Origin of the sequence: Streptomyces sp. NBC_00271 (genome assembly GCF_036178845.1) — a bacterium.
Classification (GTDB): domain Bacteria; phylum Actinomycetota; class Actinomycetes; order Streptomycetales; family Streptomycetaceae; genus Streptomyces.
The window spans coordinates 506,576-532,518 of record NZ_CP108070.1 but is presented as its reverse complement, the minus strand read 5'-3'; the positions used below and the strand labels follow the sequence as shown (position 1 = coordinate 532,518).

Here is a 25,943-nt window from a genome sequence, read left to right as displayed (position 1 = left end):
CCCGAAGGAATGACCCGGATACGCGCCACATCCGGCCCAGATCCACCAGATTCGAGCCGGTGTCGCTTTAAGAGACATAACACGCCGGTTCCTTGCGTACTCCTCTCCATCACGCTCGCCGGACCCGCACCATCTGGCAGTACTGGCACGTCCCGGCTTTGTCAGGGCCGCTCTCGCCCTCCCCGGCACCACCCGGATCAGGCTGCCCTCAGCTTCAACAACCCTGCTGCGACAGGGCGTTGGTGCAGGTCTTTCACCTCCACTCGAACCAACAGCGCCTCACGGCGCAAACAAGATCAGCGCCAGAGCCGAATTACGTGACCGTCGACACTGGAGCATGCGGCAAAGCGTCCGGCTTTGTTCTTGGGGTCGTTCATGGCAGCAAGCTGATGGCCCTCCAGCTTCTCCAGAAGACCGCATATGTCCCAGATCGCGATGAAGTTCGGCTCGCCCGCCATGTACTGGGCGGCGCGCATCTCCAGGTAGAAGGAGGAGACCGGCACGTTGTTGTAGTACTTCCAGGTGAGTCCGAAGCTCTCGCGGGGCCGTACGCCGACAAAAGCCTTCACGTTTGCTGGGCCAGCGTCCAGACTGTGGACGTGGAAGATCGACCAACTCCCGGCGCCCTCGCCCCCAATCGTCACTCTGTCCTAGAGGACGCCTTGGAGCTGTTCGAGGCGGATCTCAACGCGGACGATCCAGTCCACCGTCAAGCAGCACAGCTCGCCAACCTCTGCCTGCAAGCCTTCCGCGAGTACGCCACGCTGATGGAAGAGGCGCATCAACACTTCCCTAAGGAAGCACGAGACCGGATCATCCCGGTACACGTTGAGCGATCCCTCGAAGGGTTGTCTCGCCTCGCCGAGATATTGGATCTCGATGATGAATGAACAAGGCGCACCCCTGTCTTGGCCGCTCCATGCTGCCAACCCCGTTTGAGCGTCTGTTGTGTGGCGGTCGCGGTTACTGTGCCTGCTGTACGCACACGACTCCGGAGGGCATGCCGGGATGATCTGCCAAAGCGCTCCTGAACTGCGAGTACGCGGTACGACGGCGCTGCGGTGCGGGCTCTCTATCGCATATCGTGCGTGGCCGCTCCCGGGCCTCTAAACCGGTCCGGGGTGTGAGCCAAGCACATTACGAGACCCTGTCGGCCGCCGAGTCCGACGTGGATGACCAGGCGCGACGTGCGCTGGCCTTCGACGGCCTGCTCGCCCGCAGCCAAGTCCGTAGTCGTCCAATGACGGGACGTGGATGGCCTGGTCCGCTACTTTGACGGCACGGGCCTTGGACGCTCGGGTACGGCCTGATTCTGAGGGGGAGGGGCCGATGCGTAGTCTTGCGCGTCTTCCGCTGGAGGGTGGGGGTTCGATCCTGTTCGAGGCTCCGGAGATATCCGATGGGCCGGTGAAGGCCGGACGGGTCAGCGAGGCGATCCACGAGCTGCCGCAGACTCTGCAGGAGGCGCTCAGTCCGGTCACCGCCATGGCCCGGGCCGCGCTGGAACAGCTGCGCAAGGTTGGCCCGGACGAGGTCGCAATCGAGTTCGGGGTCGACATGGCGGCTCAGGCCGGCGCGGTGATCGCCAAGAGCGAGGCCGGCTGTCACCTGAGGGTGACCGTGACCTGGCATGGCGCCTCCGGCGCAGACGCTCCCTGACCCCACGGGGGCCTCGGTGACATCGACGAACGCTGTTGCTTCGGCCCCCGGCGGCGGGCCTGGGCTCAGAATCCAGGCGGCGGTTGTCCAGATCCTGTCTGCCGAAGGCGGCGTGGCCGGGGCGGGGTTCCTGATCGGTGAGGACGTGGTGGTCACCTGCGCGCACGTGGTGCGTGCCGGCGGCCATGGCCCCGGCGAGAGGGTGCAGCTGGTCTTCCCTCGCGCGGAAGGGGCTCCGCAGGCCGAGGGGCAGGTGCTGATCGGGCCGTGGCGGGCCTCGGACGCCGACGACGTGGCCATCATCCGCCTGAGCGACATACCGGCGACGGTGGAGCCCTTGCCGGTGGGGTCGGCGGCCGGGTGCCGCGGGCATCGGGTGCGCTCCTTCGGGTTTCCCGCCCAGGCCCCGTCGGCTGGGCACTTCGGCTACGGGACGGCGGGTGACCTGCTGCCTCCCACCGATGTGGAGGGTGGGGGCGGGCTACTGCAGTTGACCGGAGCCAACGACCTGACCCAGGGGTTCAGCGGCGGCCCCGTCGTCGATGAGGTGACCGGCCTGGTGATCGGCATGGTCACCGCGATCACCGCACCCGATGGGCACCTGCGAGGCCAGGGCATCGCCTACGCCACACCCGCCCAGGTCCTGCGGGAGGTCTGGCCCGCTCTGATGGAGCGTGAGGTGCGCCCCTACCGGGGCCTGGAGCCCTTCACAGCCGAGCACACGGCCTTCTTCCACGGCCGTGACACCGCGGTGGAGACGGTGCTGTCGGCTCTGGCCGAGAACCGGCGGGTCCTGCTGCTGCTCGGCCCCTCCGGGTCGGGCAAGTCCTCGCTAGTCCTGGCGGGCGTGCTGCCCGCCCTCCAGGACGGCCGGCTGCCCGGCAGCGACCGGTGGCTGCCCGTGCTCGTCCCGCGCCCCGGGCCAGATCTGGCGGCCGAACTGGCCCGCCATGGTCTTCCCGGTGCCGATGCCGACCCACTCGCGGCCGCGGTGCGGCACCGTCTGGAGGCCGAACCCAGCTGCGAACGGATCGTGCTGGTCATCGACCAGTTCGAGGAGGTCTTCACCCCGCCCGCCCCCTCGGCAGCAGCCGCGCGGCCAGAAGCGAACGACGCCCCACCCGGTACATCCCTGGATGTGCTGGAGCAGATCACGGCAGCGATCGGTTCAAGTGCGGCGGTCAGCGTGGTCCTGGTCATGCGGGACGACTTCTACCCGCAGCTGGCTGCCCGGGCCCCCGCCCTGCTGGAGGTTGCTGCCCCAGGCCTGGTCAACGTGCCCGCCACGCTGAGCCGGCAGGACCTGCACGCCATCGTCACCCGCCCCGCCCGCCAGGCCGGCGCCACTTTCGAGGACGGCCTGAGCGAGCGCATCATCGCCGATGTCCTGGCCGCTGCCCCTCACGGCGCCCCTGCACGAAGAGCCCCGGTCACCCTGCTCGCGCCGCTGGAACTGGCCCTGAACCGGCTGTGGGAGCGCCGCGTGGACGGACGCCTGACCCATACCGCCTACGAGCGCATCGGCCAGATCACTGGCAACCTTGCCACGTGGTGCAACGCTGCCATTGACCAGCTGCCCGAGAGCCATCACGCCACCGCCCGGCGGATCCTCACAGCCCTGGTACGGCCCGCCGACGAAACCCACCACATCCCCGCCACCCGTCAGCAGGTTCCCCTCGAGGTCCTGCGTGACCTCGCAGCCGACACCGCAGCAGATGACGCACCCGCCCAGGAGATGACCGACGCGGTCTTGGCCACCCTCACCCGCCACCGCATCATCACCACCGCCGCCCGCGACCCCGGCCCTCCACCCAGTGACCTGGTCGCCGAACTCATCCACGACACCCTCACCCGCGACTGGGCCGAACTACGCGACTGGGTCGACCAGGACCACCGCTTCCACGCCTGGCTGCACCGCGCCGAGGACCAGCGGGCCCGCTGGATCGACCGCCACGACCCCGCAGACCTGCTCCATGGGACCGACCTGGCCGAGGGCCTGGACTGGTCCCGGCAGCGCGGGCTGCCCAGCAGCACCGCCGCGTTCGTCACCGCCAGCCACCGCAACCAGCAAGCCGCCCTTCGGCGCACCCGACGCGTCAACACCTTCCTGGCCGGGCTACTCGTCCTGGCCGTAGTCGCCGCGGGACTGGCCTTCTGGCAACGCCAAACCGCCGTCACCGCCCAGCAGCAGGCACTGTCCCGGCAACTCGCCGCCCAGTCCGACGCACTCATCGACACCGACCCGGACCTGGCCTCCCTGCTCGCTATCCAGGCCTACCGCACCAGCCCCACCACCGAAGCCACCAACAGCCTCCTTGCGGCAGCAGGCCTCCCCCTACAACGCCGCCTCACCTCCCATGATGGCCCCGTGGAGTCGGCGGCGTTCAGAAACGGGCCCACCCTGGTCACCGTCAGCAAGGGTGGCACGGTGCGGTTGTGGGACACCTCAACCGGCCGCTTCCGCACCACCCTCACCGGCCACCTGGACCCCGAGGCCCCGCTGGTCTTGAGCCCGGACGGGCGCACCGTAGCCATCGGCAGTGAGGGTGGCACGGTGCGGTTGTGGGACACCTCAACCGGCCGCCTCCGCACCACCCTCACCGGCCTCACCAACCTCGGGTGGGGGGCGTTCAGCCCGGACGGGCACACTCTGGCCTCTAGTGAGGACGGCACCGACCAGGTGCGGTTGTGGGACACCTCAACCGGCCGCCTCCGCACCACCCTCACCGGCTTCGGGTCCTGGGCGGCTTTCAGCCCGGACGGGCACACCTTGGCCTCCAGCGGTGACGACGGCACGGTGCGGTTGTGGGACACCTCAACCGGCCGCACCCGCACCACCCGCACCACGCTCACCGGAGGAGTGATCTCGGTGGCATTCAGTCGGGACGGGCACACCCTGGCCTCCATCAGCGACGACACGGTGCGGTTGTGGGACACCTCAACCGGTCGCCTTCGCACCACCCTCACCGACCCCTCCGGCCTCGTGCACGACGTGGTTTTCAGCCCGGACGGGCGCACCCTGGCCGCCAGCAGTGAGGACGGCACGGTGCGGTTGTGGGACACCTCAACCGGCCGCACCCGCACCACCCTCACCGGCCACACCGGAGTGGTGACCTCGGTGGTATTCAGTCAGGACGGGCGCACCCTGGCCTCCAGCAGTGAGGACGGCACGGTGCGGTTGTGGAACACCTCAACCGGCCGCAGTCGCACCACCCTCACCAGCCGCATCGAATCCGAGTCCTCGCTGGTCTTGAGCCCGGACGGGCGGACCCTAGCCATCGGCAGTAAGGACGGCAGGATGCGGTTGTGGGACACCTCAACCGGTCGCCTTCGCACCACCCTCACCGACCCCTCCGGCCTCGTGCACGACGTGGTTTTCAGCCCGGACGGGCGCACCCTGACCGCCAGGACTGACGGCGGCACGGTGCGGTTGTGGGACACCTCAACCGGCCGCACCCGCACCACCCGCATCACCCTCACCAGCGAGATGCCGGTGGCGTTGAGCCCGGACGGGCGTACCCTGGTCACCAGTGACTTCTCCAGGGTGCGGTTGTGGGACACCTCAACCGGCCGCATCCGGGCCACCCTCACCGGCCTCAAAGGCATGGTGTACGGCGTGGCGTTGAGCCTGGACGGGCGCATCCTGGCCGCCAGCAGTGAGGGCGGCACGGTGCGGTTGTGGGACACCTCAACCGGCCGCACCCGCACCACCCTCACTGGCCATAAAGACACCGCGGCCCCGGTAGCGTTCAGCCCCGACGGGCGCACCCTGGCCACCATCAGCTCGACCAACACGGTGCGGTTGTGGGACACCTCAACCGGCCACATCCGCACCACCCTCACTGGCCATAAAGACACCGCGGCCCCGGTGGCGTTCAGCCCGGACGCGCGCATCGTAGCCATCGGCGGTTCGGATGGCACGGTGCGGTTGTGGAACACCTCAACCGGCCACATCCGCACCACCCTCACTGGCCACGATGATCCTGCGTCCTGGGTGGCGTTCAGGGACGGGCGCACCCTGACCACCGTCGGCGAGGATGCCACGACGCGGTTGTGGGACGTGGAGCTGCCAGACCAGGCCACAGCGATCAAAAAGATCTGTCAGGCCGTTGGCCGAGACCTCACACCGGAAGAACGCGGACTGTACCTCGCAGGCCATACGCCCAGCCCGGTGTGCCCCACCTGATGCGGCGGCCGGTGCATCGTGGGACCTGCCCTGCTGTTCGGAGACAATTCGTATAGGTCGTCAGCCAGGGCGGGCCGATCTGGCGCCTGGGTCTTTCATGCTGGCATTCGCCTTGAGCAGCGCATACCCCCGGCAGGATTCAAACCTGCGCATACGGCTCCGGAGGGCCCGTGCGTCTTACGCGTTTGAGCAGGTCAGGGGCCCCAGGTGCCGCCTTTATAGCCCGGCCAGTCCACAGACGATCACCGCGGGACCGCCTGCTGCGGCAGCGGCAGGCGCCGTAGATGGCGCAACGCAGTGCTGCGGGACACGGGCACGGCGAGGAGGCCGGCGAGGCGTGCGGCCGCTCTGCCGCATAACTCCCGTGCCACCTGGGATATCTGCCAGGCAAGCCGCACCGTGCGGCGCTGGTGGCGCTCCAGCAGTCCGGCAATCTGTTCCCGGAAGGTCTGCCGCCAGCAACCCAGGGCCGGACAGACCAGCCGCCGTACACGCAGGCGGACGACGACCTGTCGGCCGTCGACCGGCACGTCCGTCACTGTCCGGTGGTGATACCCGTGCACTTTCGCCGTCGGAGTCCCGCACACCGGACACAGCACGGCAGCATCCCGAGCGCGGGCCGTGACTGCCGCCGCCTTCCGCCACGTCCTCAACGACCAGCGCTGACAGTCCGGAAAACACCGTGCCTATAAGGGAGTTGATATCCATCACAAGATCATGATCACGGACGGCTACTCGACGTCACCACTGACTACGGACCAGAGCCGGTGAGCGTACAGACCTCGCCAGGCAGGCGGCTACCAGCAGCCGATCAGGGTTTCGGTAATTACGCATCCTGTGGGGCAGCTGATGAGCAAGGCGCGCGCCGAGTGGGGTATCAGCTCTGGGCCTCGGCTCGGTGTCGGGCGAGGGCTTTCCAGCGGCGCTCGAAGCCGGGGGCCTGTTTCGTGATGTCGGTGGGGGTGATGGGGTTGTTGTACTGGGCGGTGATGCCGCGCGTTGCGCAGTCCTGCGCAACGGCGTCGGCCTGAGGGGTCTCATTGCGCATCCGGTGCTTGGCCCAGACACTGTAGGCGCGGAAGGACAGGAGGTATCTGCGGAGCGTGGACGGGCTTATCGGCTTTCCACTGCGGCCCTGTATGCCCTGTTCGGCGAGGTAGGCAGACAGTTGCTTGTCCGTGGGTTCGGTGCCGCGCTGTTTCTGGTGCTCCACCCACGCGAGGTAGTAGCGATCGACGGTGGTGAGGTCGTTTTCCTCGGCCGCCTCCGCGGGCGTGGTCTCCTCATGGGCAATAGCAGCGTTCACCCGGAGGGCTTGCTTCCCCTCCGCGGCCTGTGCTCCCACCTTGGCGGATGTCAGCTGGGTTTCAGTCTCGGCCGAGGCGGGTGCTGGAGCCGCCTGTTCGCCGGCTTCATGGTGCGTTTCTTCCGCCTGCGATTCAGCGTTCCCAAACTCGCGTTCCTGGAAGACCGTGACGAAGCCCCCCAGGTCCTCGCCGGTGAGGGGCTGGCCGCCGGCTCCGGTGATGCCGTCCCGCTGGAACACATAGGCCGCGAGGACGGCTGCATCGGGGTACTCGCCGTACTGATGCGCGTACGTGAGCCAGGCACTGTAGAAGAACCCGTCCCACGACTCGTCTGCTGCGGTCGGTTCCGTGTCGCCCGGAGCAGGATGGGCTTTGGCCGGTGAGGTGTAGTGCTGCTGGAAGACCCGCTGCCACGTCTCGGGGGCGGTGCCGCAGCAGCCGCGCCGCTCCCTGTCGATCACTTGCATCCGGCTCAGAAGACGTCGGTGTCGGCGAACGGGCGCCGGGATCCGTCGTTCCGGGAGTGCGGGCGCGTACGGAGTGCTCTAGCGTCGAATGAGCGAGGGTGGCCGATACCGGGCCGATCGGGTCTCGGAGGAAGCGCACACCACCCGCACGACAGGCACGACACACCCCCTGCTCCACCCCTGTGGTGCTCGATCCCCGGGGGATTCCGTCTCTCGCGTTCGCTCGCCGCCGCCCCCGCCCGCGGTCCGGCGCGCCCAGGACCGCGTGATCCGACCCAGAGAGCAGGTGCATCCTCATGCGTCGTTCGGCTTGTATTCCCAGTGTTCTCGCCGGCCTGGCCCTCGCCCTGGGCGGCACCGTCATCGCCGCACCAGCCGCCCACGCGGACATCGGGGCCTGCGAGAACTATGTCCAGGACCAGGGCACCGAGGTCACGGACGCCGTCCGGATGGGGTGTTACGTCGGCCTGGTGGGCGACCAGAACGGCTGTGCCGGCGATCTGGCCCGGGCCGGGGTGGCGGACGCCGTCGCAATCGAGGCGTGCCGCCAGGCCCCGCAGTAGTCGGCGGTCCCGTACGCGCCCTTCTGGCGCGCGGCCATGTCGAGTCCGCCCCAAGGGGTGCGAGAGAGTGCGTCATGTCCGGCGTCCAGCACGACCAGGACCTCGGGGTCGCCCAGCTGCCACCGGCCGGTGGCGACGAGCCGTTCGACGACCTCGCGGCCTTCTAGGTCGAGGTCGAGTGCTCCGGCGACCTCCTCGGGCCCCAGGACGGACGGCGTTCGGCAGCCGGGTTCAAAGAACCGCCGCCCGTCTGCGCAACAGGCTCCGTTCGGCAGCCGCCGCACTGTCGGCCCTCGCCGCCGCTGATGGCAACAGCTGCTCAGCACCAGAACACGACCCGCACGGTGAGCCATCATTGCGGCAGGCGCTGAACAATGACGAGTTGTCAGGGGAGGGTGATCTTTACGGGCCACGCGTGGTCTCGGGAATCACGGTCGGCAGTCGGGCGACCGGGGTGCCGCCATTCCGGCCGGTACACGGTCGCGGCCGGCTGAGGCGCCCTGAGGGACTGCCGCGCTGTGGCGGTCGCTCGATATGTGCTCCATGCCCCTCGCATCTGGACATGACCGGCGGTGCCGCCCCAGCCCCGCCATACGTTTGGGCCATGAATTCCTCCTCGTCCGCCCGTCCTTTGCCGCCCGCCGCAGACACAACCACGCGTGGGGTATTCGGCCCCAGTTGGTTCGCGGCGGTCATGGGCACGGGCATCGTCGCCAACGCGGCGGTCACGCTGCCCGGGAGCCTTCCCGGGCTGCGGACTTTCGCCACGGTGGTGTGGCTGGGTGCCGCGCTGCTGCTGATCCTGCTGGCCGTCGGCTATCTCAGGCAGCGGGCGCTGCGGGTACACGCGGCTGATCCGGTGGCGGCCCAGTTCTTCGGCGCGCCGCCGGTGGCGCTGCTCACGGTGGGCGCCGGGGCGCTGGTGTTGGGCCGGCGGCTGATCGGGCTCGAGGCAGCGCTGCGTCTGGACTGGGCGCTGTGGTCACTCGGTACCGTGCTCGGTCTCGTCACAGCGTGCACGGTGCCGTACCTGATGGTCACCCGGCACCGCTTCGCGCCGGACGCGGCGTTCGGCGGCTGGCTGATGCCGGTGGTGCCGCCGATGGTCTCCGCCGCGACGGGCGCGCTGCTGGTGCCCCACGCACCGGCCGGGCAACTGCGGCTCGCCCTGCTGCTCGGGTGTTACGCGATGCTGGGGCTCGGCTTCGTCGCGGCGCTGCTGGTGCTGGCCATGATCTACGGGCGACTGGTGCACCACGACGTACCTGCCGCAACAGTGGTGCCCACGGTGTGGATCGGCCTGGGGGCGTTGGGCCAGTCGGTGACGGCGGTTGGCGCGCTGGCCGCGGTGGCGCCGAGCGCGTTGCCCGCGCCCTACGCGCGAGGCGCCGCGGTCGCCGCGTTGCTGGGGGGAGTGTCGGTATGGGGCTTCGCCATGTTGTGGCTGGCGCTCGCCGCGGGGCTGACCGCACGGACGGTCCGGGGCGGGCTGCCCTTCGCCCCCACATGGTGGTCCTTCATCTTCCCGGTGGGCGCCTGCGTGACCGCCACGAGCGCTCTCGCGGCGCGGACCGGATCGCAGCTGTTCACATGGGCGGCTGTCGTGCTCTACGTGCTGGTGGTCATCGCCTGGATGGTGGTGGTGAGCCGCTCCCTGCGCTACGCCGCCGGACACATGCGCCGCCGACCCGTCATCAAGCACGCACGCCGCCGGCCCGCCGAGCCTGACGCGCGCCGCGGCGTGGCGCCCGTGCTCAGGGGCACCGTCCGCAGCAGCACCACGGACGGCCGCCCGGTGTCCGAGGCCCGCGTCACCCTCCTGGACCCGGCGGGCGACGTCGTAGGCATCGCGCTCACCGCCGAGGACGGCTCGTACGCCTTCACCGGTCTCGAAGCCGACCAGTACACCGTCGTCGTTGCGGGATACCCGGCCCGGGAGGCATCCCTCACCCTGGATGCGGCCGGCCAGGACGCCTTTGATCTGACAATGGCACACGACGAGGGATGAACGGCTCTGTCGCAGCCTGCGGTGTCACATCAGCCGCTGTTCGTGTCCCTTGCGCAGCATGGCGAGCCGGGCCATTTGCTCACCCATGCCGCGTGTCCCGGCCAGTGGTGTGCGGGCGTGGGGCCAGATGGTGCGGACGAGGCCGGCATGCCGGGCGCCGCCGAGGGCCACAACGGGGTCGAGGAGCACGATGTCGCGCACCGTGGCCTGCTTCAGGAGGGCTTCGGCCGTGATGGCGTCGGCAGCGCCATGGGGTGTGTCGTACGGGTCGATGACGTCGTCGAGGTCGAGCAGGCCGTAGCGCGCGGAGAGGATGAGCAGCCGGTCGGGCCGCAGCGCGTCAGCCGCCCTGCGGCAGGCACGGTGATAGGAGCCGACATACAGGTCTGCCGCTCGTGCGCGCCGGCCCAGTTTGCGGCTGCCGCACGGGATGACGACGAGTTCGGGTTGGTAGCAGTCGAGGTAGTCGTTCGCTGTCATGCCTGTTGTCCTGCCTGTCCATGTGTGACGTCAGCGGTGTCGGCGCTGTACGCGCCTGGTATGGGTCTCATCCGGGGGTTGGTGTCGCCGCCGGAGCGTGCCGCAACCGCTGTTCACCTCAGGGCGCGCGGCGGCCGATGATCAGGATTCGGCTGTGCGTGGAAGCATTCCACGCGGAGGCCGCCGCACTGCTGCGATGTCCTGATGTGACGGCGTTATGGCATTCCTGGGTGTCTTGCTCGGCTCCCGCTATGCCATAGCGTCGGTGGTGCGAAACGGTCGGACGGTTTCGCCCCACGACGGATACCCAGCGGAAGTGAAGCCCGCAGGCACGATGAATGACGACCGGGCGGTCCGGACGTGTCCGTCATCGGTCACTCCGAATGAGGAAAGAAGGCGATCCACCCAGTGGCATCGCAATCACGCGCCGGACAGCCGGCACTCCACGGGCTGGAATTCGGCATCAACGAATGGCTCGTGGACGAACAGTACGAGCGATACCTGCACGACCCCGGCTCGGTCGACCGCACCTGGAGGGAGTTGTTCGCCTCCCCGATCCCCGCGGCCCGCCGAGAGGCGCGCGACGGCGCGACGACCGCCCGGGAGAGTACGGACGACGCGGCCGTCAAAGCAGTCCGCGTCGCCGCGCTCATCGAGGCGTATCGAGTCCGCGGACATCTGGTGGCCGATACCGACCCGCTCACGGCAGGACGGGTGGCCGCGCATCCGGAACTCGAGCTCACGGCATTCGGGCTCCGGGACGATGACCTGCAAAGAGAGTTCGTCGTCGACGGGTTCTCGGGGCAGGCCATCATGACGCTTCACGATGTGCTGAATGCGCTGCAGGAGTCGTACTGCCGTACCGTCGGCACCGAGTACATGCACATCCAGAGCTCTCAAGAACGCCGCTGGATCCAGCAGCGGATCGAATCGCCTCAGCCCCCGCCGGACGTCGCCGAACAATTGCAGATTCTCTACCGGTTGGGTGCGGCAGAGGCTTTCGAGACATTCCTGCAGACCAAGTACGTGGGACAGAAGCGGTATTCGCTCGAAGGCGGCGAGTCGGCGATCGTGCTGCTCGACGCTCTTCTGCTCCGCTGCATCGGGCAAGGGGTGGGGGAAGCCGTCATCGGTATGGCACACCGGGGTCGGCTCAATGTGCTGGCCAACATCATCGGCAAGTCCTACGCGGAGATCTTCGATGAGTTCGAGGATGCGGTGGACATCCGGTCGGTCCAGGGATCAGGCGACGTGAAGTACCACCTCGGTGCGGAAGGGACCTACCGTGCGTTGGACGGCGGAGTGATCGCCGTCTGCGTGGTGGCGAACCCCTCGCATCTGGAGCTCGTGGGGCCGGTGGCCCAGGGGGTGGTGCGCGCCAAGCAGGACAGGGCAGCAGACGGTGGGGAAGCCCCCGTCCTGCCGATCGCCGTCCATGGCGATGCCGCGTTCGCCGGTCAGGGCGTGGTCTTCGAGACGCTGAACATGTCCCAGCTGCCCGGCTACCGCACCGGCGGGACGGTTCACATCGTCATCAACAACCAGCTCGGCTTCACCACCTCGCCCGCCAACGGCCGCTCGAGCGCATACGCCACCGACGTGGCACGGACGGTCCAGGCCCCTATCTTCCATGTCAACGCAGACGACCCCGAGGCCGTGGTCCGGGTCGCGCGCCTGGCCTTCGACTATCGTCAGGCGTTCCACAAGGACGTCGTCGTCGATCTGATCTGCTATCGGCGCCACGGGCACAGCGAGGTCGATGATCCCTCCATCACGCAGCCGGCGATGTACGACCGCATCGACGCCAGGGCTTCGGTGCGCAAGCTGTACGCCGAGGCGCTTGTCCGCCGGGGAGACATCACCGAGCGGCAGGTGGAAGGTGCCCTGCGGGACTATCAGGGGCATCTCGAACGGGCCTTCACCCAGACCCGGGCGCGTCCGGTGCCCCTCTCCCCGAAGCCTGTGAACTCCGTGAACCACCTGAACGCCATTAACCCCGTGAACGCTCAGCATGCGGCCGCCTCCGTGGCGGCGACCGCGATCACGGAGGCCGCCGCCCGCCAGGTGATCGCTTCCCAGACCGCTGTGCCGGGAGGTTTCACCGTGCACGCGCGCGTTCTTCCGCAGCTCCAGAGGCGGACCACGACGCTGGATGCGGGAACGATCGACTGGGCCACCGCGGAAACACTGGCCATCGGCTCCCTGTTGCTGGACGGGGTTGCGGTGCGGCTGGCCGGGCAGGACTCCCGCCGTGGCACGTTCGGCCAACGGCACGCCGTGCTCACCGACCGGCGCACCGGCGCGGAGCACACGCCACTGAGCTCCCTCGGCTCGCGGGCCGCCGACTTCGCACCCTACGACTCGATGTTGTCGGAACTGGGCGCGTTGGCCTTCGAGTACGGCTACTCACTGGCGCGGCCCGACGCTCTGGTGCTGTGGGAGGCCCAGTTCGGCGACTTCGCCAACGGAGCGCAGGCCGTGATCGACGAGTACATCGCGTCATCCGAACAGAAATGGGGCCAACGCTCCGGGGTGACGCTGTTGCTGCCGCACGGCCTGGAAGGGCAGGGGCCCGACCACTCCTCCGGCAGGATCGAGCGGTTCCTCCAGCTCTGCGCGCAGGGGAACATGACCGTCGCCATGCCCTCCCTGCCGGGCAACTACTTCCATCTGCTCAGGCAGCAAGCGCTCGGCGAGCGCAGAAGGCCACTGGTCGTCTTCACGCCGAAGTCGATGCTGCGGTCGAAGGTGGCTGCCTCCGGGCTGACGGAGTTCACGATGGGCGCGTTCCGTGCGGTCATACCGGATGAGACGGCGGACACCGCCCGGATCAGGCGCGTGCTGGTGTGCTCGGGCAAGGTCTTCTACGACCTGGACGCCCATCGGCGAAGCGGCGGTCTGTCGGACACCGCGATCGTCCGCCTGGAGCGTCTCTACCCGTTCCCCACGGAGGAACTAGGCGCGGAACTCGCCCGTTTCCCCGCCGGGGCCGAGGTGCGGTGGGTGCAGGAGGAGCCGGAGAACCAAGGTGCATGGTCCTTCGTGGGGCCCCATGTGCACCGGGCGGCGGGCCGTCCCGTCGTATGCGTCAGCCGCCCGCAGGCGCCGGCCCCAGCCGTGGGTTCTGCCCGCCGGCATGCCGGCGAACAGCAGGACCTCGTGAGGTCGGCCTTCCACTGACCGTGCCGCCCCCAACGGTTCGGATGACGGGCCCCCGGCCGTGCCCGGTACCCCGCCATCACAGGGGCACCAACGGCCGGTACACGGAACGGGGGTGCTGTCTGGTGCAGGTGGCGGTCGGAGCGTTTGAGTACGAGCTGTTCAACGCTGTCCCGCGCCGTTTGAGCAGGGCCTAGGGGAGGATGGAATCGACGTACCCTCCGTCGACCCGCAGTGCGCCGCCTGTGGTGGCGGACGCCAGGTCGGAGCTCAGGTAGACCACCATGTTGGCGATCTCCTCGGGTTCGATCAGGCGCTGCAGCAGCGACTGCGGGCGGTGTTCGCGCATGAAGGCTCGCTGTGCCTCGTCCCAAGGGAGGTCACGGTCGACGAGTTGGTACACGAAATCCTCCACACCAGCGGTGTGGGTAGGGCCGGCGATGACGGAATTCACGGTGACGCGGGTCCCTGACGCATGCTTGGCGAAGCCACGGCTGACCGCGAGCAGGGCGGTCTTCGACATGCCGTAGTGGATCATCTCGGCGGGGATCACCACTGCAGAGTCGCTGGCGATGTATTGGACGCGGCCCCACCCCCGTTGGATCATCTGCGGCAGGTAGGTACGGGTGAGACGGACGGCGGCCAGCACGTTCACTTCGAAGTAGCGACGCCATTCGTCGTCCGTGATCTCCAACGGGTCCTTGGCACCGAAGATGCCCAGATTGTTGATGAGGATGTCGACGTCCGATAGGGCTTCCCGGGCGGCGACGACGCCCTCCTCGGACGTGACATCGGCGGTGACCGGAAGGAAGTCGCCGTCCGGCACGTCGGCTTTGAGCTGTTTGATGGACTCCTCGACCCTGCCCCGGTCGCGTCCGTTGACTCCAACCCGGGCGCCGGCCCGGGCGAGTCCGGCCGCGATCGCGGCTCCGATGCCTTGGGTGGATCCCGTCACCAACGCGGTCCGTCCCGTGAGGTCCAGGCGCATGTCTTTTCCTTCCCGACGCAGGTTCGGCGGCTGTCAGCCGTCATGGCACTTCTTCTCCTCGAAGTACCCGATCATGTTCGGAAACCCTGGGATGGGGCAGTACGGGTGACAGCTTCTGGATGGACGGCGTCCTCTGTCCGCTCCAAGAAAATGCATGCCGAAGACTGAATCCTGGCCCCCCGGCACGGTGGCGCGGAGTGTGCAGGGCGGGCGCGGATTCGCTCCGCATTCATGGGACCTGGACACTCGCATGATCACCGGCTCGGGGCCGGGGCGCCATAGGAATTCCCTATAGCAGCTGCTGATATTTCGTCTTTGCCTGTCGTTCCATTCCGGACCTACCGTGAAACCGCTCGACGAGGTGCTGGCCGCGAATTCTCCGAACATTCGCGCTCAGCGCACGGCGATCCTTCTTCCGTCGAGCGGACGAACACATGATTGAGAGGACCGGTGGCATGACCACGATCGAGAACGGGTCGGGAACGCGAGAACTCGCGGGAAAGCGGGCCCTGGTCACGGGTGGTTCTCGCGGAATCGGAGCGGCCGTCGTGCGCCAACTCGTGGACGCGGGCGCCGAGGTGCTCACGACCGCCAGGTCGGCGACGAGCACAGTTCCGGAGGGGGCCACTTTCGTGGAGGCCGACGTGCGGACACGGGCTGGAGCGGAGGCGCTCGCCGCGGCCGCGCAGGAGGTGCTCGGCGGGGTGGACATCCTGGTCCACAACGCGGGTGGGGCGGGACCGCACGCCGGCGCCGTGGCCATCCCCGACGAGGAGTGGCAGGACGCGCTGGACCTGAACTTCCTGGCGTCGGTGCGGCTGGACTCGCTGCTGGCACCGGGGATGCGGGAACGGCGTTCGGGGGTGATCGTGCACGTCTCCTCCGCTGCGGTCACCCTCACGCCACCACCGTTCCTGCACTACGTGGCGGCGAAGGTGGCGCTGGAGGCCTACAGCCGGGGACTGGCCTCGGAGCTGGCCCCGTTCGGAATCCGGGTCAACACCGTGTCTCCCGGCAGAACCGCCACCCCCGGCGGTGAAGCAACGCGGGAGCAGTGGGCGCGTCTGGACGCGGGGCCGGCCCAGGACAACACCACCCCGCCGCTCGGGCGCGATGGTCAGCCCGACGACATCGCCCACGCGATGCTGTTCCTCATGTCCGACCGGGCGGGCTGGCTGACCGGGAGTAATCTCGTCGTGGACGGCGGTGAATTCCCCAGGGGTTGACGCCGACGGCATTCGGGAACGCCAGTTTCGACACGAAGAATTCAGCGGCGCCCGCCTCCTTCTCGGCCGTCACGACACCGGTGAGAAGGAAGCCGATTCGGACCAGGTCTCCTGACGCAGGAGTTCGAGCAGGGCCGTCTCCGCCGGGCCCGCGCTCTGCCGGACCACGGCGATGACGGGCTGGGACACGACGGGGAACACCGGGCGAGCGAGGTGCTCGTGACCGTGGGGCACTGTGGAGGCTGGGACGAGCGTCACCCCCAGCCCGTGGGCGGCCCAGCGCACGGCCGTCGCTGTCTGGGACACGCGGGCGGCCGTGGTCGGGGTCAGGCCGTTGTCCCGCAGCACGTTCAGCAGCACGCCGTCGAGCGCGCTGTCGCGGTCGAATCTCACCCACGGCTCGCCCTCCAGCTCGCGCAGCTCGACCCGGTCCGCGGCGAGCTGCCGGTGTCCGGCGCCCAGCACCACGACGAACTCCTCGTCGCCGAGGTGGTGGGCGTCGGCGGGGCTCTGCTCGCACGCCGCCATCAGGGCGAGGTCCAACACGCCCCGGCGCCCCAGTTGTTCCAGTTCGGCGGAACTCGGCTCCTCGAAGACGGTGACCTCCAGCCGCGGGAAGCGGCGGCGGAGCGCGTTCAGCGCGCCCGGCAGTTGTCGCGTGCCAAAGCCCATCTGCACCGCGACCACCAGCTCGCCCGCCAGCTCATCGGCACCGGCCCGCGCCGTCGCCCTCGCCCGCCGCGACGCCTTCACCGCGCCCTCCGCCTCCCGCAGGAACGCGCGGCCGACCACGGTGGGTACCAGTCCGGTCGGCGTGCGGGCGAACAGCTTCACACCGAGTTCCCGTTCCAGGCCGCGGATCTGCTGGGACACCGACGGTTGAGCGACGTGCAGCAGCTCTGCCGCCGCCGTCACCGAGCCCTCTTCGGCAACGGCCAGGGCGTACTCGAACTGACGAAGGCTCATCGGCTCCCGTCCCCTCCCTGCGGCGGCCCGCGGACCACCTCGCTGCAATCGTCGTAATAGGTGTGACAACACGGGAGGCGGCGTGTTTACTCCATGTCCGTCACCGACCCTACGGAGATGGCGTCGCGCTGTCAGTGGCGCAGGGCATGATCTGATGGATGCGCTACACAAGTTGGACTTCAGATCGCATGTTCGTCTCGTACCGGCAGTACTACTTGCAGGGCGACGAATTCCTCACCGAATACGACGACACCGACACGGTCGAGCGGATCTACACGGGAAACAGCTTGGCGGCCGGAGGCCCAGAACACCTCACGGTGCTCGCGGGCACGCACACCGGCTGGATACGCCTGACCACCCAGCAGTGTGCGGGTGAACCACCTCTGCCGGCGCAGGAGTGGGAGACCGTGGTGGACGTGAGTATCTGCAGCACGAGCGGCGTTCTGCGGCTGTTCCGGTGGGGCGGAGACGTCGTGGAGGACGCCGGGAACTTCGCTACGGCCGGGGCAGGCTGGTACCGCGTCCGCGTACAGGCACGCGGGCGAGATGAAGGCGATGCGCACGAAGGCGACGCCCCCATCGAGGAACACTCCATGACCGTCTGGCCGGCACCGCCGCAATCCGACGCAGTCCACACCGCGAACGACGCCTTCGCCCGCGCGCATTACGACCCCAGCCGACCTCCCGGCCAGCCCATCCAACCCTGAGCACCTTCACCTGTATTCCGTGGCGCATCCAAGGCGGATCATCCAAAGGCGTACGCCGGCAGGTGGCTTCATCGGGCTCGGTGCCTGGTTCAAAGCGCGTTCGATGGCGCTGCTCACGCCGACGACGCGATACCGGGTGGGGGCCGCTGTGGGCAGGACACCGAGGCTCGTGACCGGGGTTACCGCGCTCATAGGGCCGAGACCGGTCTTGGAACGTAGCCTGGGCGCCGTTCAGCGCATGCAACGCCGCGAAACGGCAACCCTGCTCCTTGGCGAGCCGCTTGGCCTTGCGCCGCACCCGCTCGCCGACGTGGTGCCCTCGCCCGCCGGGTACGCGAACTTCGACGCGGGTCAGGGCCTACCGAATCGGAGGATCCGTCCGCTGACCTGCTGAAGTGTCAATGGTTGGCAACGGCCGGGCTGTCCACGTACCCATTCTTGCCGCAGCCGCCCCGCGGCTCATGATCTGCTGTGTGATCGGCACCCCCTGGGCAGATACGGGGATCAACAGGTGGAGCGACCGAGGGTGCCGCGCGCGGCATACGGCACGAACTCCAGGCGGACCGTGTCGGTACGCGGGATGACCAGAGCCACTCCCGTGTCCGGCGTCCAGCTCTGCGGCAACAACACGTATTGGTCGGCGGACTGGATGACCAGAACCATGCCTTCATAGCGGTATGGGTATGCCGACTTGGTGTCGCGGCAGCGGAGTTCGCGGCTGCCGGGGGCGTCGATGCCGAGGCTGCGCTCACTGCGCAGCACGACCGCAGTGGAGGTGGCCAGCTGGGATGCCAACTGCTGGGCGCGGCCTCGGCCGACGGCGGCGGCGTAGTCGCTCGCGGCCCAGATCAGACTCAGGCCGACGAGCACGAAGACGACCGCCCATTCGGCGACGGACGCCCACTCCGGGCGGTCGGGGCGAGGCTCTGGAGGACGAGGTTGGGGGCGTACGTCGTCGGGCCGGTCGGCTTCGGAAGGGTCAGCGTCGTCATCCGCAGGGGTCGGCCGGGTGAGCCGGAACGCGCCAACTGGCAGGGGGCGACGCAGTTGCAGCGTGTACGCCAGCAGGACGACTCCGGCGGCAAGGCTCAGCGGCGCCGCCGTGAGGTGGGCGCGCAGGAAGAACCGGTCGTCGAGCACGCTCCATAGGCCGCCGAGGACGAGGAGAGCCCCGATGCCGGCGAGGGTGGGGACCAGGACGACCAGCACCCGCACACGGCCGCCCGCGGCGAGGCGGGTGCGCAGCAGGTCATGGCCCCAGAAGGCGACGAGACCCGCGGCGGCCGTCACCACCATGGGTACGAACAGGGAGTCCACGCTGATGACCAGGTAGTCGGTCGTGCCGAGGCCGAGCATCGTCGCGTCAACACCGAAGTAGGCGTAGAACCAGTAGGCCTGGTTGAGGCCGAAGTAGTAGAGCAGCCCGGTGATGAAGCTGGTGGGCGCGATGACCGCCCCGAACAGCGCGCTGAAGCGACGCATGCCGGGGAGCGCCTCGACGCTCCCCGCGTCCGTCATGAGGGAGTGGTGGCCGGCGACGAGGCACCCTGATCGGTCCCGATCCCGGCGTCCGTGCCAGCGTCTTGACCGCCGTTGTCCTGCCCGGCGTCCGTTCCGGCGTCCTGACCGCCGTTGTCCTGCCCGGCGTTGTCTCCGCCCTGGGATGTCGTTCCCGCGGAGTCGTCGGGGGACGAGGTGGGTGGGCAGGGTGCCTTCACATGGATGTAGACGGGGTCGCCCCGGTAGTACGGCGTCCTGCTGGGAACGGCTTCGACGAAGCCGCAGTCCTGTCCGAATTCGTGGGACACCGGCTGGCGTATGAGGTTGACGCAGACCGTGCCGCCGCACTGCGGTTTGAAGTAGCCCTCAAGAACTACCCAGTTTGCCCGACCCTGCTGGTCGTCTCCCAGGGGGACGCCCTCAAATTGATGGATCTTGGGCAGGTTCATGGGCGACCCTTTCCCGGCAGGGCCGCCGTTATTGCCGCCACCGCCGTTGCCGCCACCTCCGTTCGAGCTGCCCCCGCCGCCCACGACTCCCCCTCCGCCGCCGGTGCTCGCACCGCCGCCGGACGAGAGCGCCACCCCACCCGAGCTGGTTCCCGATCCGTCGCCGTTCCCGCCCCCGTTGTTGCATGCGAGCAGTGGGGCACACAGCAGAAGCGTCACACTCCAACGGGACACACGCCGCCAATTCGCCATTTCTCCCCCGTGACCGCGAAATCTGGCTGTATCGGGAGAATGGCACTTGATCCGCTCAGGGTCCATCCCCTTTTCCGAGCGGTCGCGAAGCCGTGTCGCATGAGAATCGAGGGTGTCAATGGGCCACCTCAGCCACAAACACGGACGACGAACCCGTGCCGTGGAGGCCAGCGGCCTTGCCCTCGGGAGTCAGGACCTTGCGGGGGAGATTGCGCGGTGGTTCATCCCGTGTTTCGTGTGTTTGCTGCTGGAGAAGGAGCACCTTCCGCCACCATCACCGTGACCTGATCGAAGGCGCCCACGCCGCCGTCATCGCCCCCGTAGGGAAGGGGGCGATGACGGCAGTCAGCCGGGCCTCGCTGCAGACCGATCCGGCCTCGCTGCCGCCGACCGACACGATGACAAGAACTTCTCGCCTCCGCCGGGCGCATTTCTTCACTCACGAAGTCTCTAGAACGTCCCCTCATGCGCCGCCAGGGCCGCTCGGCAGGACCCGGTCGAGCTGGCTGCGTGAGGTGATGCCGAGCTTGGTGAAGACCTTGCGCAAGTGGTACTGGACGGTGCGTGCGCTGATGAACAGGCGGGTGCCGATCTCCGGGTTCGACAGGCCGTCTCGGGCCATCCGGGCGATCTGGCCTTCCTGGGCGGTCAGTTCCTCGTGCCGGGCCGGGGCGGTGCGCTTGTGGGCGGTTCCGCCGGCGGCCCGCAGTTCGCGGCTGGCACGCTCGGCGAACGCTGTCATGCCCATCATCTCCAGCATGCCGTGTGCCGTGCGCAGTTGTTCGCGTGCGTCGTTGCGGCGGCGTTCGCGGCGCAGCCATTCCCCGTACAGCAGATGCGCGCGGGCGAGATCGACCCGGAGTCGGGTCTTGGTGAAGTGGGTGATCGCCTCGCGGTACAGGCGCTCGGCTGCGTCGTCCTCGCTCAGCAGCGCGCGCGACCGCGCCCGGGCCCCCAGGACCCAGTCGGTGCCGCTGGCATCGGCCATCTCCGAGAGCCGGCGGCAGGCGCCGGCCGCGGTCTCGGGCGTCCCGCAGCGTGCGGCGGCCTCGATCAGCTCGGCCAAGGGCCAGCACATCCCGGCAGGATCGTTGCCGTAGGCGGGTGGCACGCACGCCCGCGGCCATGGCCTTGTCGTAGTGGCCGAGGCCGTTGTTGAGGGCGGCGTTCGCCCATTCGGCGTAGGTGATGCCGATTCCCTCGCCGCGCGTGGTCACGTCCTCCAGGGTGGCGTCGATCACGGCACAGGCCCCGGTCTCGTCACCGCGCAGTGCGGCCAGGCCCATGGCGCTGTAGGACGCCAGGCCGCTCCCGGTCGCTTCTTTGACCGCCTGCAGTTCGTCGGACAGCGACGCCGCGCCGGGCAGATCACCGGCGAACAGCAGCACGTAGGCACGTGCGGTGAGGGCCAGCGGCAGCTCACTGAGCGTGCCGGTCTCCCGCGCCAGTCGGAGGTACCGGGCCGAGAGCGTCTCCCAACTGTCGTCGTCCCAGAGCCGGATGGCCGTGATGCACGCCAGATACATGCGTCGCAGTTCCTCCTCGGCGGACATGCCGGCTCCGAAGTCGGCCAGGGCCCTGCGCAGGACCGGGACTCCTGCGGCATACCCGACATCAACCGTCGCTGCCGTGCCGTCGAGAAGGAGATCGGAAGCGCGCGGGGCGTGACGCGGCGGAGGTGCCGCGCCCGCTGCCCGGGCCACCTCAAGCACGTCACCGCCGGGACCGGCCAGGCGTCCGGCGAAGATCGCGCCGAGCAGCGCATCCAGGTAGGCCGCACGGGAGAGATCCGCGTCGATGGGCCGGAGCCGCTCGGCCGCCCTCAGCAGCAGCGCGGGGGCATCACCACCCCGGCTGGTGATGAACGCGAGCTGGGCCCGCATCATGTCGACACTTGCCTGCTGGAAGTCGCTGAGCTGCCCGGATTCGGCCATGGCCAGCAGCTCCCACGCCACGTCGAAAGCACCTGCCTGGATCGTGGCCCGCGCGGCGTCCAGGGCCCGGCCGGCCCGCCCTGCCGGGTCGAGCGTGAGCAGCGCCGCCTGCTTCAGGAACGCGGCTGCCGCGGCCGTGCCGCCGCGTGCCCGGGCCCGCCCAGCCGAGTGTTCGAGTTCGGCGGCGACGTCCTCGTCCGGTCCCGGGGCGGCCTGCGCGCGGTGCCAGGCACGCCGGTCGGGATCGAGCCGCGGATCGGTGGCCTCGGCCAGGGCGCGGTGCGCGGCCTGTCTGTCCTGAGCCGCCGCCGAGCGGTACGCCGCCGAGCGGGCCAGCGGATGGCGGAACCGTACCCGGGTGCCGAACTCGACCAGGCCGGCCTCGGTGGCGGGTGCCGCCGCGTCGGTGCCGGTCCCGAGTCGGCCGGCTGCCCGCCACACCAGGGCCGGGTCGCCGGAAGGGTCGGCCGCCGCGATCAGCAGCAGCCTCCGGGACTGTTGCGGAAGGGCGCCGACCCGCCGTAGGAAATTCTCCTCGACACTGCCCGAGAGCGGCATCAGCCCGGGGAGCCCGAATCCGCCGGCCAGCACCGCGGGCGCCAGTCCGCGCGTCAGCTCCAGCAGGGCCAGCGGGTTGCCCCGTGCCTCGAACACGATCTGATCGCGTACCCGGGCGTCGATCGGCCCGGTCAGTACCGCGTCCAGCAGCGCCCGCGCGTCGGCCTCCCGCAGCCCTTCGACCAGCAGTTCCGGCACTCCGCCCAGGTCCCTGTGCACGGTACGGGCCGCGAAGACCAGGCTCATCGACTCCGCCCCCAATCGGCGCGCGACGAAGGCGAGGACCTGCGCCGAGGCGCGGTCGAGCCACTGCTCGTCGTCGATCAGGCAGATCAGCGGCCGCTGCTCCGCGACCTCGGACAGCAGCCCGAGCACGGCCAGACCGACCAGGAACCGGTCCGGCGCCGGCCCCTCACTCATCCCGAATGCGGTGCGGAGCGCGTCACGCTGCGGCCCCGGCAGATGCTCGAGCCGGTCCAGCAGCGGCGCGCACAGCTGGTGCAGCCCGGCGAACGCGAGTTCCATCTCCGACTGGACACCCGCGGCGCGTACGACACGGCAGCCGAGCGCCTGCACGGCCAGGTACTCGAGCAGCGCCGTCTTGCCCACGCCCGCCTCGCCGGTCAGCACCAGCGCACGGCTCTCACCGCCGCGAACGGCCCCGATCAGCCGGTCGAGCACCCCGCACTCACCGCGGCGGCCCGTCAGCTCCGCCGCGCGCCTCCATCTCGGCAGGTCCGCGGCCTCACGCACGACACAACGTTATCCCCCTCCGGCCGGCATACCGGCGACGGTGGCCAGCCAGTGGCGGATGCGACCGCCGCCCCGCCGGTCGCACGCTTGAACCAGGACACCAGTGGGGGACGGACCGTGAACGGAGCAGCCATGACGACCATCCACCACCGCTACGCCACCGGCCGTGGACAGCGACTGTTCTACCGGGAGGGCCGGGCCGCCGGACGCGCCCGCCGTGGTACTGCTGCACGGCTTTCCCACCAGCTCGTTCATGTTCCGGAACCTGATCCTGCTGCTGGCCGACCGGTATCACGTGATCGCCCCCGACCACCTGGGCTTTGGGCTCTCCGACGCGCCACCGGTGGATGAGTTCGACTACACCTTCGACGCTCTGGTCGAACCTGACCGCGGAGCTGCTGGGACAGCTCGGGGTCACCCGGTTCGCGTTGTACGTCCACGACTACGGCGCACCCCTGGGCTGGCGGCTCGCCCTGGCGGACCCCGCCGCGGTCACGGCGATCATCAGCCAGAACGGCAACGGCTACGAATCGGGGTTCACGGAGGACTTCTGGAAACCGGCGCGCGCGTACTGGCAGGACCAGACACCGCAGACCGAGGCGGCGATACGTCAGGCGCTGACTCTGGAGGTCACGCGGTGGCAGTACCTGCACGGCGTGTCGGACGAGAGCCTGGTCGACCCCGACACCTGGTACCACGATTTCGCCCTGTTGTCCCGACCCGGGAACGACCTGGTCCAGCTGCGGCTGTTCGCCGACTACGCGGGCAACCTCCCGCTGTATCCGAAGCTGCACACCTACCTTCGCGACAGCGGGGTACCGCTGCTGGCCGTGTGGGGCCGCAACGACGAGATCTTCCGCCCCGAGGGCGCGCTCGCCTTCTCCGAGGACGCACCTCGGGCCGAGATCTGCCTGCTCGACGGCGGGCATTTCCTGCTCGAAAGCCATCTCGACGCCGCTGCGGGCGCCGTCCGCAGCTTCCTGGAAAGGACACTGACATGACTGGCCTCCTGGAGGACGCGACCGTTCTTGTCGTCGGGCGGGGCGGCGGGATCGCCCGCGCCATCGCCTTCGCCGCCCGGGACGCGGGAGCCCGCGTCATCGCCGCGGGCCGCGACCGGCAGGCCCTCGCCGACGCCTACGCGGGCGAGCCCGACATCACCACCGACACCGTCGACCTCACCGACGAAGCCGCCATCGCCGCTCTCGGCGAACGGCTCGGCACCGTCGACCATGTGGTGTCCACGGCCTCGGCCCGTGCTCGCGGGCGCCTCGCCGGCCTGGACCGGGATGCGGTTCGCCGCTCGTTCGACACCAAGGTGATCGGCCCGCTCATGCTGGCCAAGCACCTTGGTCCCCGCATCGGTGAGGGCGGGTCGTTCACCCTCTTCTCCGGCGTGGCCGCGGCGAAGATCGCGGTGGGGACCCTGGCCGTGGCCATCACGAACGGCGCCGCTGAGGTTCTGGCCCGCTCCCTCGCCCTGGAACTGGCCCCGATCCGGGTCAACGCCATCTCTCCCGGAGTGATCGACACAGGCGCCTGGGACGCCCTCGGCGAGCAGGGCAAGGCGGACTACTTCGCCGACATCGGTGCCCGTAACCCCGCACGGCGCATTGGCACCACCGACGACATCGCCAATGCCGTCCTGTTCGCCATGACCAGCACCTTCCTGACCGGCGTGACCCTGCACATCGACGGCGGTGAGCCGCTCACCTGATCCCGTCCCCGGTCCGATCCGAACAAGACGGGTCTGATCCGAACGAAAGGAAAAAGACCCCGAAAGGAAGCAAGACCCCGAAAGGAAGCAAGACTCCGAAAGGAAGCAAGACTCCGAAAGGAGCAAGACTCCGAAAGGAGCAAGACGATGGGCCTCTCCTGGCAGCAAGGACCGCTCGCGCCCGCGGCGGTCGGCCGGTTCCTGGTCGCCGATGCGCTGCCCGACCGGATGCTGTTCGCCGAGCCGCTGCGCCGTCGCATGCGTGTCCGGTTCGGCGACACCTGGATCGTCGACAGCGAGGACGTCGTACTGCTGCACGAGCCCGGCCGCTATCCGGTGGCCTACTTCCCGCTCGGTGACGTCACCGCCGACGTCCTGCAACCGGGCGAGCACACCACCCGGCACCGTGACCTCGGGACGACGGCCTGGTACACCGTCCGGGCCGGGACGCAGAGCAGGCCGCACGCGGCGTGGCAGCACACCGAACTGCCCGACTACGCCGGAGACCTGAAGGGACGGGTCGCCTTCGCGTGACGGGCCATGGAGGCCTTCTACGAGGAGGACGAGCGGATCGTCGGCCACGCCGCCGACAGCTACCACCGCATCGACATCCGCTCCACCAGCCGCCACCTGGTCGTCCGCAGCGGCGACCGGGTCGTCGCCGACACCATCCGACCCCTGGTCCTGTACGAGTCCGGGTTCGCACCCCGCTGGTACGTCCCGCGCGCCGATGTCGAGGAGTCCGTGCTGACCCCGGCCGAGGGCCAGACGTTCTGCCCGTACAAGGGTCTGGCCAGCTACTACGACATCGCCGACGCCCACCGCGCGGCGTGGTCGTACGAGGACGCCTGGACCGAGGTACGACGCGTCTGTGGGCTGGTGTCGTTCGAGCCGGACGAAATCGAGGTGCTCCTGGACGGCATCCGGCTGAGGCTGGAGCCCGGTCAGGGCGTGGTCTCGCACGGCGTCGACCGCAACCTCGGCCTCGACGAGACGACCGCCGTCCGGCAGGCATGACCGGCACCGTCGTACTCGACGGCACTGCCGGTGCCACAGGAAGGAGC

Annotated in this window: 19 protein-coding genes, 1 tRNA gene and 3 pseudogenes; 12 read left to right on the top strand and 11 right to left on the bottom strand. The window is 69.1% G+C overall.

Going from position 1 to position 25,943, the window contains the following annotated elements:
- Positions 1 to 296 precede the first annotated feature (296 nt).
- Positions 297 to 569: a hypothetical protein gene (locus OG798_RS02830; RefSeq protein ID WP_328756120.1), complete on the bottom strand. Its 273-nt coding sequence runs from the start codon at positions 567 to 569 to the stop codon at positions 297 to 299.
- 93 nt (positions 570 to 662) lie between these two features.
- Between OG798_RS02830 and OG798_RS02825 the strand changes: the two genes are divergently transcribed.
- From OG798_RS02825 to OG798_RS02815, 3 genes are all read left to right on the top strand, one after another.
- Positions 663 to 890 (top strand): hypothetical protein, encoded by a 228-nt coding sequence (locus tag OG798_RS02825; RefSeq protein ID WP_328756118.1) that lies wholly within the window; start codon positions 663 to 665, stop codon positions 888 to 890.
- Positions 891 to 1,329: 439 nt separating this feature from the next.
- Positions 1,330 to 1,659 carry a CU044_2847 family protein gene (locus OG798_RS02820; protein ID WP_328756116.1) on the top strand — a complete coding sequence of 110 codons (330 nt, stop codon included), beginning with the start codon at positions 1,330 to 1,332 and terminating at the stop codon, positions 1,657 to 1,659.
- Positions 1,660 to 1,771: 112 nt separating this feature from the next.
- Entirely contained in the window at positions 1,772 to 5,845 is a 4,074-nt protein-coding gene (locus OG798_RS02815) for an nSTAND1 domain-containing NTPase (RefSeq protein WP_328756114.1), read from the top strand.
- Between the two features lie 124 nt (positions 5,846 to 5,969).
- Here the strand turns inward: OG798_RS02815 and OG798_RS02810 are convergent.
- The 3 genes and pseudogenes from OG798_RS02810 to OG798_RS02800 form a co-directional block, all read right to left on the bottom strand.
- Positions 5,970 to 6,047, bottom strand: a tRNA-Arg gene (locus OG798_RS02810).
- A 43-nt stretch (positions 6,048 to 6,090) separates the two neighbouring features.
- Positions 6,091 to 6,556: pseudogene (locus OG798_RS02805) on the bottom strand (transposase family protein); the annotation flags it as partial.
- Between the two features lie 166 nt (positions 6,557 to 6,722).
- Positions 6,723 to 7,619: a hypothetical protein gene (locus OG798_RS02800; protein ID WP_328756112.1), complete on the bottom strand. Its 897-nt coding sequence runs from the start codon at positions 7,617 to 7,619 to the stop codon at positions 6,723 to 6,725.
- Between the two features lie 296 nt (positions 7,620 to 7,915).
- Between OG798_RS02800 and OG798_RS02795 the strand changes: the two genes are divergently transcribed.
- Together OG798_RS02795 and OG798_RS02790 are read left to right on the top strand one after the other, a co-directional pair.
- Complete coding sequence (locus tag OG798_RS02795; RefSeq protein ID WP_097227174.1) at positions 7,916 to 8,182, top strand: hypothetical protein; 267 nt, start codon at positions 7,916 to 7,918, stop codon at positions 8,180 to 8,182.
- Between the two features lie 562 nt (positions 8,183 to 8,744).
- Complete coding sequence (locus OG798_RS02790; protein WP_328756110.1) at positions 8,745 to 10,190, top strand: carboxypeptidase regulatory-like domain-containing protein; 1,446 nt, start codon at positions 8,745 to 8,747, stop codon at positions 10,188 to 10,190.
- A gap of 24 nt (positions 10,191 to 10,214) precedes the next feature.
- Here the strand turns inward: OG798_RS02790 and OG798_RS02785 are convergent, their stop codons facing one another.
- Positions 10,215 to 10,670 carry a DUF6884 domain-containing protein gene (locus OG798_RS02785; protein WP_121417931.1) on the bottom strand — a complete coding sequence of 152 codons (456 nt, stop codon included), beginning with the start codon at positions 10,668 to 10,670 and terminating at the stop codon, positions 10,215 to 10,217.
- 408 nt (positions 10,671 to 11,078) lie between these two features.
- Between OG798_RS02785 and OG798_RS02780 the strand changes: the two genes are divergently transcribed.
- Positions 11,079 to 13,850, top strand: coding sequence for a multifunctional oxoglutarate decarboxylase/oxoglutarate dehydrogenase thiamine pyrophosphate-binding subunit/dihydrolipoyllysine-residue succinyltransferase subunit (locus OG798_RS02780; protein ID WP_443053697.1), 2,772 nt, complete (start codon positions 11,079 to 11,081; stop codon positions 13,848 to 13,850).
- A gap of 172 nt (positions 13,851 to 14,022) precedes the next feature.
- On the opposite strand, the gene OG798_RS02775 is transcribed toward OG798_RS02780, so the two are convergent.
- Positions 14,023 to 14,817, bottom strand: coding sequence for an SDR family NAD(P)-dependent oxidoreductase (locus OG798_RS02775; RefSeq protein ID WP_121417935.1), 795 nt, complete (start codon positions 14,815 to 14,817; stop codon positions 14,023 to 14,025).
- A 455-nt stretch (positions 14,818 to 15,272) separates the two neighbouring features.
- Between OG798_RS02775 and OG798_RS02770 the strand changes: the two genes are divergently transcribed.
- Entirely contained in the window at positions 15,273 to 16,043 is a 771-nt protein-coding gene (locus tag OG798_RS02770) for an oxidoreductase (RefSeq protein WP_267060310.1), read from the top strand.
- Between the two features lie 69 nt (positions 16,044 to 16,112).
- Here the strand turns inward: OG798_RS02770 and OG798_RS02765 are convergent, their stop codons facing one another.
- Entirely contained in the window at positions 16,113 to 17,009 is an 897-nt protein-coding gene (locus OG798_RS02765; RefSeq protein WP_121417939.1) for a LysR family transcriptional regulator, read from the bottom strand.
- A 158-nt stretch (positions 17,010 to 17,167) separates the two neighbouring features.
- Between OG798_RS02765 and OG798_RS02760 the strand changes: the two genes are divergently transcribed.
- Positions 17,168 to 17,716: a hypothetical protein gene (locus OG798_RS02760; RefSeq protein ID WP_328756107.1), complete on the top strand. Its 549-nt coding sequence runs from the start codon at positions 17,168 to 17,170 to the stop codon at positions 17,714 to 17,716.
- 504 nt (positions 17,717 to 18,220) lie between these two features.
- On the opposite strand, the gene OG798_RS02755 is transcribed toward OG798_RS02760, so the two are convergent.
- The 4 genes and pseudogenes from OG798_RS02755 to OG798_RS02740 all read right to left on the bottom strand — a co-directional run.
- Entirely contained in the window at positions 18,221 to 19,234 is a 1,014-nt protein-coding gene (locus OG798_RS02755) for a hypothetical protein (RefSeq protein WP_328756105.1), read from the bottom strand.
- The gene (locus OG798_RS02750; protein ID WP_183127625.1) at positions 19,231 to 19,665 is read right to left on the bottom strand and encodes a hypothetical protein; all 435 of its coding nucleotides are present in this window, start codon (positions 19,663 to 19,665) and stop codon (positions 19,231 to 19,233) included. The genes OG798_RS02755 and OG798_RS02750 overlap by 4 nt, the downstream gene beginning before the upstream one ends.
- Positions 19,666 to 20,380: 715 nt before the next feature.
- Entirely contained in the window at positions 20,381 to 20,539 is a 159-nt protein-coding gene (locus OG798_RS02745) for a helix-turn-helix domain-containing protein (protein WP_323138787.1), read from the bottom strand.
- Between the two features lie 2,176 nt (positions 20,540 to 22,715).
- Positions 22,716 to 23,090, bottom strand: a pseudogene (locus OG798_RS02740) (ATP-binding protein); the annotation flags it as partial.
- Positions 23,091 to 23,294: 204 nt separating this feature from the next.
- Here OG798_RS02740 and OG798_RS02735 point away from each other — a divergent pair.
- From OG798_RS02735 to OG798_RS02720, 4 genes and pseudogenes are all read left to right on the top strand, one after another.
- Positions 23,295 to 24,163 (top strand): annotated as a pseudogene (locus tag OG798_RS02735) (alpha/beta fold hydrolase).
- Positions 24,160 to 24,879 carry an SDR family oxidoreductase gene (locus OG798_RS02730; protein WP_328756102.1) on the top strand — a complete coding sequence of 240 codons (720 nt, stop codon included), beginning with the start codon at positions 24,160 to 24,162 and terminating at the stop codon, positions 24,877 to 24,879. The pseudogene OG798_RS02735 and the gene OG798_RS02730 overlap by 4 nt, the downstream one beginning before the upstream one ends.
- A 147-nt stretch (positions 24,880 to 25,026) precedes the next feature.
- Complete coding sequence (locus OG798_RS02725) at positions 25,027 to 25,413, top strand: DUF427 domain-containing protein (protein WP_257017111.1); 387 nt, start codon at positions 25,027 to 25,029, stop codon at positions 25,411 to 25,413.
- A gap of 6 nt (positions 25,414 to 25,419) precedes the next feature.
- A complete protein-coding gene (locus OG798_RS02720) occupies positions 25,420 to 25,896 on the top strand; it encodes a DUF427 domain-containing protein (RefSeq protein WP_267060305.1) in 477 nt (158 codons plus the stop codon).
- Positions 25,897 to 25,943: the final 47 nt, after the last annotated feature.

Bases quoted from the DNA above. Each gene is read 5' to 3' on its own strand.
- OG798_RS02820 (WP_328756116.1), top strand. From the start codon at position 1,330: ATGCGTAGTCTTGCGCGTCTTCCGCTGGAGGGTGGGGGTTCGATCCTG.
- OG798_RS02800 (WP_328756112.1), bottom strand. From the start codon at position 7,619: ATGCAAGTGATCGACAGGGAGCGGCGCGGCTGCTGCGGCACCGCCCCC.
- OG798_RS02795 (WP_097227174.1), top strand. From the start codon at position 7,916: ATGCGTCGTTCGGCTTGTATTCCCAGTGTTCTCGCCGGCCTGGCCCTC.
- OG798_RS02790 (WP_328756110.1), top strand. From the start codon at position 8,745: ATGACCGGCGGTGCCGCCCCAGCCCCGCCATACGTTTGGGCCATGAAT.
- OG798_RS02785 (WP_121417931.1), bottom strand. From the start codon at position 10,670: ATGACAGCGAACGACTACCTCGACTGCTACCAACCCGAACTCGTCGTC.
- OG798_RS02775 (WP_121417935.1), bottom strand. From the start codon at position 14,817: ATGCGCCTGGACCTCACGGGACGGACCGCGTTGGTGACGGGATCCACC.
- OG798_RS02770 (WP_267060310.1), top strand. From the start codon at position 15,273: ATGACCACGATCGAGAACGGGTCGGGAACGCGAGAACTCGCGGGAAAG.
- OG798_RS02765 (WP_121417939.1), bottom strand. From the start codon at position 17,009: ATGAGCCTTCGTCAGTTCGAGTACGCCCTGGCCGTTGCCGAAGAGGGC.
- OG798_RS02760 (WP_328756107.1), top strand. From the start codon at position 17,168: ATGCGCTACACAAGTTGGACTTCAGATCGCATGTTCGTCTCGTACCGG.
- OG798_RS02755 (WP_328756105.1), bottom strand. From the start codon at position 19,234: ATGACGGACGCGGGGAGCGTCGAGGCGCTCCCCGGCATGCGTCGCTTC.
- OG798_RS02750 (WP_183127625.1), bottom strand. From the start codon at position 19,665: ATGAACCTGCCCAAGATCCATCAATTTGAGGGCGTCCCCCTGGGAGAC.
- OG798_RS02745 (WP_323138787.1), bottom strand. From the start codon at position 20,539: ATGGCCCGAGACGGCCTGTCGAACCCGGAGATCGGCACCCGCCTGTTC.
- OG798_RS02730 (WP_328756102.1), top strand. From the start codon at position 24,160: ATGACTGGCCTCCTGGAGGACGCGACCGTTCTTGTCGTCGGGCGGGGC.
- OG798_RS02725 (WP_257017111.1), top strand. From the start codon at position 25,027: ATGGGCCTCTCCTGGCAGCAAGGACCGCTCGCGCCCGCGGCGGTCGGC.
- OG798_RS02720 (WP_267060305.1), top strand. From the start codon at position 25,420: ATGGAGGCCTTCTACGAGGAGGACGAGCGGATCGTCGGCCACGCCGCC.